Here is a 6,008-nt window from a genome sequence, read left to right as displayed (position 1 = left end):
GTTTTAATTCTTTGGCTGTTCCAGTAAATGTATCTCCATCTACCTTTAGATTTTCCTGCAGGTAAACAATAAAATTTGTTTCACCTTGAACTAAACGGCTGAAATTTTCTCTTTCGATCATTTCACTTCGCAAAAAAAATATGGTAAAAAAAACACTTACTGCAAGAAGCTGCCTCTTTGAAAAATTTTTCTTTTTATAGAGAAATATTAACAGAAATAATAGAGTCATACAGATAAAAACATTGATAAAGCTTGCTAACATTCCCATCAGCGAGGCAACGGTGAAATAAATCCATTTGCCTTTCATTTTATCCTTACTCCTTTATCCATTTGTTTCATTGTTCATTCCCTTAAATGGTTAAAGGCATAGGTAAAACCCTACACCTTTTAATTCGATACTTCCTCTTAAGGAAGATGAACCACTTCAACGTTTTTCAAAAAGTATTCATTATATTTATTAGGATAAGCGTGTCGATAAACAATTTTACTAATACCGGATTGAGCAATTGTCTTAGCGCAATTTTCACATGGCTCATGAGTCACATAGGCAGTAGCCCCTTTTAATAAACTCCTATCAGCATGCAGAACCGCATTAAGCTCAGAATGAAGAGTTCGAATACATCTTCCCTGATCATTTATTAGGCAGCCTATATCTTCACAATGGTCATGACCATGAATGGATCCATTGTAGCCAGTCGATACAATATGCTTATCCTTAACAATTACACAGCCCACATGTAATCTTGGGCATGTCGAACGGGATCCCACCTCAGTTGCAATATCTAAAAAATATTCATCCCAGCTTTTTCTTCCCACTTTCCCTACTCCTTACAATAAATTTTACGAACCTTTCAAAGACTTTTTCTTATAAGCCAAGTTTAAGCCTCATGTCAAAATGGGTCAATATTGTTTTCTATTTTACTTTAATACTCTCTCTCAATTTCTCAAAGGTTTTTTCCCCAATTCCACTGATGGATTTTAAATCTTCAATCGCTTTAAATGGACCATTTGTCTCGCGAAACTCAATAATAGCCGCGGCTTTGGCAGGCCCTATTCCTGTCAGGGTTTGTAATTCAGCTTCATTGGCTGTATTAAGATTAACCTTTCCATCATTTTTTGCCTGACTTGCTCCTTGGGACCCTCCCCCTCTTAAAGCCTCAACAGCTTCCTCAGATTCCTCACCCATTTTCGGTACATAAATAACCATCTCATCCTCAACCCTCATAGCAAAGTTTATTTTTGCTTCGTCCGCTGATTCAATTAATCCACCAGCCTTGTTAATGATGTCGATGACTCGGTCATTGCTTTTGGCTTCATATACTCCAGGCTTTTCTACTGCTCCCTTTACATCAACATAAAGGGTCTCATCGATTATTGCCTCCTCCAGATTTTCAGCACTTATTTGCTCACTTGATAGAATGAGTTCATGTTCTTCAAAGACCGTACTTTGATCCTGCACTGGCTGATAAATAAAATAAAAGGCTGCAATACAAGCAGCTAAACCTGTAATAATGTAAATTTTGTGCTCTTTAATCAAGTGTAACAACTATATCATCCTTTCATATTTAGCATATTCTATTAAGGAATTTCATAATGTATAGGAGAAAGCTCGCTTGTGAAGGAGGGAAGGACATTGAAAATTGGAATGATTGGTACTGGTAATATGGGAAGAATACTAACAGAAGCTTTAATTGATGGGAAAGCCGTTTCCCCTTCTTCCATAACAATAACCAATCGAACTTTAACAAAAGCTTTGGAAATAAAGGAGAATTATCAAGAAATAAATGTTGCATCAACTGGGAAGGATGTGGCGGAGAAATCCTCGCTCATCTTTATTTGTGTTAAGCCACATGATGTTCACAACGTCATTAAAGATATTACCCCGTTTCTAACGAAAGAAAAATGTATCGTTTCGATCACGAGTCCAATTAGTGTTGATCAGCTAGAAAATATCGCAACTTGTTCCGTTGCAAGAGTCATACCAAGTATTACAAATCGAGCACTTTCAGGTGTTTCTTTATTATCATTTGGAAAGAACTGCAAGGATGAGTGGAAATCAATTATTAAAAAGATGTTTGGCGATATTTCCAGGATTGTTGAAATTGAAGAAAACATTACGAGAGTGGCTTCTGACATTGTTAGCTGTGGACCAGCATTTTTCAGCTATTTAACACAAAGGTTTATCATGGCAGCAGTAAATGAGACAGAAATTGACCAGCAAACCGCTACAACACTTGCTGAAAATATGTTAATTGGTATGGGAGATCTAATGAAAAAAGGATACTATACTTTGCCAACGCTGCAAGAAAAGGTTTGTGTAAAGGGAGGCATCACAGGGGAAGGAATCAAGGTGCTCGAAAAAGAATTAGGTGATGTGTTTGAAAAAGTATTCCAGGCGACACATGCAAAGTTTGACGAGGATATTAAACAGGTAAAAGAACACTATACTCTCAATATTTAATTATTCTTTATATAATTAAAAAATCCTTCCTATGTAAGAAATAAATTTTTTATAAATTAAAGAGCCAGCTGCATAAGCTGGCTCTTATACTAGTTTCTAGAGGCTTTTCTGCAAATAAAAAAGATTCGTTCAGATTGATCTTGTGGAGGAATATTTTCAAAATCAGCAGTAACTTCAAGAAGTTCAAAGCCTGTTTCCTGAAGCCAATTCTCATATACATCAATGGGATAAGTCCTCTGATAATGGATTTCATCATAACGAGCATACATGCCTGTCTCATTGTCTAAAACAAAAAAACTTAGATCATGCTCTACACTGAAAGGATATTCACCTTCAAAGCAATGCCAAATAAAGCTTATCTCCTCGTCATTCGCAGTAAAGGTTTGATCCGTAAATATTTCCATGATTTTATGAAGTGAGTGTACATCAAAGATAAAGAGACCATTACTAGACAAATGCTGATAGACACGTTGAAATGTCGCAACAACCTCTTTTTCTTCCTGTAAATAATTTATCGAATCACAAAAAATGCCAATAATGTCAAAATTACCTAAACCATCGAGTTCAGCCATGTTTTGCTGATAAAATTCCATGGCAAATCCTTTTTCATCAGCTTTTGCCTGTGCGACTGTTAGCATATCCTCGGATAGATCTACGCCCGTCACTTGAAATCCTATCTCAGATAACTTCACAGAAAGTTCCGCTGTCCCACAGCCTAGATCAAGTAGTTTTTTTCCATTTACTTCATAATTCTTTGCCTTCTCTAATACTAATTCTGCCCATTTATCATAAGGGACATCTTTCATGAGCTGATCATAAAGATAGGCAAACTTTCCATAGCTCATTGATTCAGCTCACTTTGCACATTTTCAATTGGTGCATCGCCCCATAATCGTTCCAGATTATAATAGCTTCTTTCATCACGGTGGAAAATATGTGCAACAACATCCCCTAAATCTACGAGGATCCATCTTGCTTCATCAAAGCCCTCAATTCTTTTAACTGTATATTCCTTTTCCTCTGCCTTTTCCTTCATTTCACGTGCAATTGCCTGCACCTGCTTATCAGAATTTCCATGGCAGATAAGAAAGTAATCAGCAATTAAAGAAATACCCTTCATATTTAAAACAATAATATCCTCTGCTCTTTTATCATCAGCAGCCTTAACAGCGGTTAGTAGCAATTCTTTTTCTTTCATTCAATCAGTCCTCCCGATCTCATAATTAAGTCATTATATGTGTTAAATGTAGCAGGAAAAACCGGCTGTTCTTTTTTCATTAAAAAAAAGATCGTATTTTGAATTGATTTTATTAAAGCTTTTTCCAGGCTTTCCTTTGCTATTTCACGAACTTCATCAACCCCGGGAAAATGTCTTCCAGGCTCGATATAATCAGCCAAATAAATTACTTTTTCAAGTATGGTCATATTAATTCGTCCTGATGTATGGTATCTGATGGCGTCTAAAATTTCAACATCATCTATTCCAACTTCATTTTGCACTAGAAATGCCCCAACTGGCGCATGCCAAAGTTCACTATTGTATAGAAGAAGCTCTTTCGGCATTCCTTCATCGATAATGATTTGTTGCATTTCCTCTTTTGGTCTAAATTTAGCATAATCATGGAAAATAGCAGCAAGCTCTGCATTTTTCACATTAGCACCATACTTTTCAGCTAAGAACAAGGCTGTTTCCATTACTCCAATCGTATGATGGTAACGATGGTCCGTTAATTGTTTCTTAACTATTTGTAAAGCAGATTCACGATCCATATAATTGATTCTCCTTAATATAATTCCTGACTGAATCGGGAACGAGATATCGAATCGTCTTATTTTCCAGCAGTCGATTCCGGATTTGACTGGATGAAATCTCCACGTCCGGAACCTCTGCATATAATATTGGATAATGGCTTTCATTACTATAAGATGGTCTATTTACGCCTATAAATTGAACCATCTTAACCAACTCATCAATATTCCGCCATTTTGGCAAGTACTCAACCATATCAGCACCAATAATAAAATAAAATTCCTTATCAGGATGCTTTCTTGTAAGAATCTTCATGGATTCATATGTATAGGAGGGACCTGATCTTTCAAGCTCTAATAGCTCTATTTTAAAATTAGGATGCCCACTAATTGCAAGCTGTAATAATTTTTTCCTATCTGCTTCTTTTATGGCATTAGATTTTTTTTTATGGGGAGGCTCCTGATTCGGCATAAACCAAATTTCATCTAAGTCATAAACATTCAACACTTCATTTGCAATAATTAAATGTCCCAGATGTGGCGGATCAAAGGTCCCTCCTAGTATGCCGACTCTAATCATGTGAATTCCTCCCAACATTCTTTCATGCTTAACGAAAATAATTAAGGTAAATTGATTTGCTTATTTTCACGTGATTCTTTATAAAGCACGATTGTACTTCCAATAATTTGGACAAGCTCTGCTCTCGTTCCTTTTACTAATTGTTCAGCAACGATGTCCTTATCCTCTTCACAATTTTGCAGAACGGATATTTTCATTAATTCGCGTGCTTCAAGAGCCTCATCTACTTGTTTAATCATATTTTCATTTACGCCACCCTTACCAACTTGAAAAATCGGATTTAGGTGATGTGCTTTAGAACGCAAAAAGCGTTTCTGTTTTCCTGTTAACATTTTGTTATCCTCCTAGTTGTGAAAGAACGATATCTCTCATACGATTCGTATCTGGGAAAATCCCTGTCCATTTTTCAAATGCAAGTGCACCTTGGTACACAAACATATTTAAGCCATTTTGAATTGTTGCACCTTTGCTTTTTGCTTCTTCTAGAAATCTTGTTTCTAATGGATTATAGATGATATCGCTTGCTAATGCTCCAGCTTTCAAATTATGTAACGAAAGCGGTAAATCTTGAACTTTTGGCGCCATACCTGCAGGTGTTGTCTGAATAACTAGATCATATAATCCAAGATTTTCTTCCGCACTTTTTATATCATACACATTGGAATCGACTGAATATGGACAATCATTCTTAATTACCTCTGCCTTTAATACTGTCCGATTACAAATATCCAGCTTTTCAACTCCAGCCTCCGCAATTGTGAAATAAATAGCTCTTGCTGCACCGCCAGCACCGATAACCAATACTTTTTTATCCTTCAAATTTGGCATTTCCTTATGCAGCCCTTTAACATAGCCGCTGCCATCAGTATTATAGCCAATCAGTTTGCCGTCCTGATTCACAACTGTGTTTACAGCTCCAATTGATTGTGCAAGTGGATCAAGTACGTCAAGCAATGGAATAATCGTTTCCTTATGTGGAACAGTCACATTAAATCCTGAAATCCCGATGGCTTTTAACCCCTTTATAGCATCTGCTAAATCCTCTCTCTTGACGTGAAGAGGATGGTAATGGGCATCTATACGATAGGCTTGAAATAAATCATTATGCATGGCAGGTGACATGGAATGGGCAATCGGATCCCCTATAACGGCAAAAAACTTTTTCACAATTTCTCTCCCCTTATCAGAAAAACGCAAGTGCCTTCGGAACAATCAAAG

Annotated in this window: 9 protein-coding genes and 1 pseudogene; 1 reads left to right on the top strand and 9 read right to left on the bottom strand. The window is 36.6% G+C overall.

The window, feature by feature from the left end:
* The 3 genes and pseudogenes from V7164_RS22755 to V7164_RS22745 form a co-directional block, all read right to left on the bottom strand.
* Nucleotides 1-307, bottom strand: a pseudogene (locus V7164_RS22755) (hypothetical protein); the annotation flags it as partial.
* A 98-nt stretch (nucleotides 308-405) separates the two neighbouring features.
* A complete protein-coding gene (locus tag V7164_RS22750) occupies nucleotides 406-816 on the bottom strand; it encodes a deoxycytidylate deaminase (protein ID WP_335355300.1) in 411 nt (136 codons plus the stop codon).
* A 97-nt stretch (nucleotides 817-913) separates the two neighbouring features.
* Entirely contained in the window at nucleotides 914-1,546 is a 633-nt protein-coding gene (locus tag V7164_RS22745) for a helix-hairpin-helix domain-containing protein (protein WP_335355299.1), read from the bottom strand.
* 87 nt (nucleotides 1,547-1,633) lie between these two features.
* Here V7164_RS22745 and comER point away from each other — a divergent pair, with 87 nt between their 5' ends.
* Nucleotides 1,634-2,461, top strand: coding sequence for a late competence protein ComER (gene comER / locus V7164_RS22740; protein ID WP_335355298.1), 828 nt, complete (start codon nucleotides 1,634-1,636; stop codon nucleotides 2,459-2,461).
* An 89-nt stretch (nucleotides 2,462-2,550) separates the two neighbouring features.
* Here the strand turns inward: comER and V7164_RS22735 are convergent, their stop codons facing one another.
* Genes V7164_RS22735 through aroE form a run of 6 tightly spaced genes read right to left on the bottom strand, consistent with a single transcriptional unit; the run spans nucleotide 2,551 to nucleotide 5,957 of the window.
* Nucleotides 2,551-3,306 carry a class I SAM-dependent DNA methyltransferase gene (locus V7164_RS22735; protein ID WP_335355297.1) on the bottom strand — a complete coding sequence of 252 codons (756 nt, stop codon included), beginning with the start codon at nucleotides 3,304-3,306 and terminating at the stop codon, nucleotides 2,551-2,553.
* Nucleotides 3,303-3,659, bottom strand: coding sequence for a ribosome silencing factor (rsfS, locus tag V7164_RS22730; RefSeq protein ID WP_335355296.1), 357 nt, complete (start codon nucleotides 3,657-3,659; stop codon nucleotides 3,303-3,305). Before rsfS ends, V7164_RS22735 begins: the two co-directional genes overlap by 4 nt.
* Nucleotides 3,656-4,231, bottom strand: coding sequence for a bis(5'-nucleosyl)-tetraphosphatase (symmetrical) YqeK (gene yqeK / locus V7164_RS22725; RefSeq protein ID WP_335355295.1), 576 nt, complete (start codon nucleotides 4,229-4,231; stop codon nucleotides 3,656-3,658). The genes rsfS and yqeK overlap by 4 nt, the downstream gene beginning before the upstream one ends.
* On the bottom strand, nucleotides 4,221-4,790 hold the full coding sequence (locus V7164_RS22720) for a nicotinate-nucleotide adenylyltransferase (protein ID WP_335355294.1): 570 nt from the start codon (nucleotides 4,788-4,790) through the stop codon (nucleotides 4,221-4,223). Before V7164_RS22720 ends, yqeK begins: the two co-directional genes overlap by 11 nt.
* A 41-nt stretch (nucleotides 4,791-4,831) precedes the next feature.
* Entirely contained in the window at nucleotides 4,832-5,122 is a 291-nt protein-coding gene (gene yhbY, locus V7164_RS22715; protein WP_335355293.1) for a ribosome assembly RNA-binding protein YhbY, read from the bottom strand.
* 4 nt (nucleotides 5,123-5,126) lie between these two features.
* A complete protein-coding gene (gene aroE / locus V7164_RS22710; protein WP_335355292.1) occupies nucleotides 5,127-5,957 on the bottom strand; it encodes a shikimate dehydrogenase in 831 nt (276 codons plus the stop codon).
* Nucleotides 5,958-6,008 lie beyond the last annotated feature (51 nt).

Source organism: Bacillus sp. JJ1474 (assembly GCF_036965225.1).
Classification (GTDB): domain Bacteria; phylum Bacillota; class Bacilli; order Bacillales; family Cytobacillaceae; genus Cytobacillus.
This window is presented reverse-complemented; position numbering and strand designations above follow the sequence as displayed.

Excerpts from the sequence above, each read along its gene's own strand:
- yhbY (WP_335355293.1), bottom strand. The coding sequence starts at position 5,122 with ATGTTAACAGGAAAACAGAAACGCTTTTTGCGTTCTAAAGCACATCAC.
- V7164_RS22735 (WP_335355297.1), bottom strand. The coding sequence starts at position 3,306 with ATGAGCTATGGAAAGTTTGCCTATCTTTATGATCAGCTCATGAAAGAT.
- yqeK (WP_335355295.1), bottom strand. The coding sequence starts at position 4,231 with ATGGATCGTGAATCTGCTTTACAAATAGTTAAGAAACAATTAACGGAC.
- V7164_RS22720 (WP_335355294.1), bottom strand. The coding sequence starts at position 4,790 with ATGATTAGAGTCGGCATACTAGGAGGGACCTTTGATCCGCCACATCTG.
- rsfS (WP_335355296.1), bottom strand. The coding sequence starts at position 3,659 with ATGAAAGAAAAAGAATTGCTACTAACCGCTGTTAAGGCTGCTGATGAT.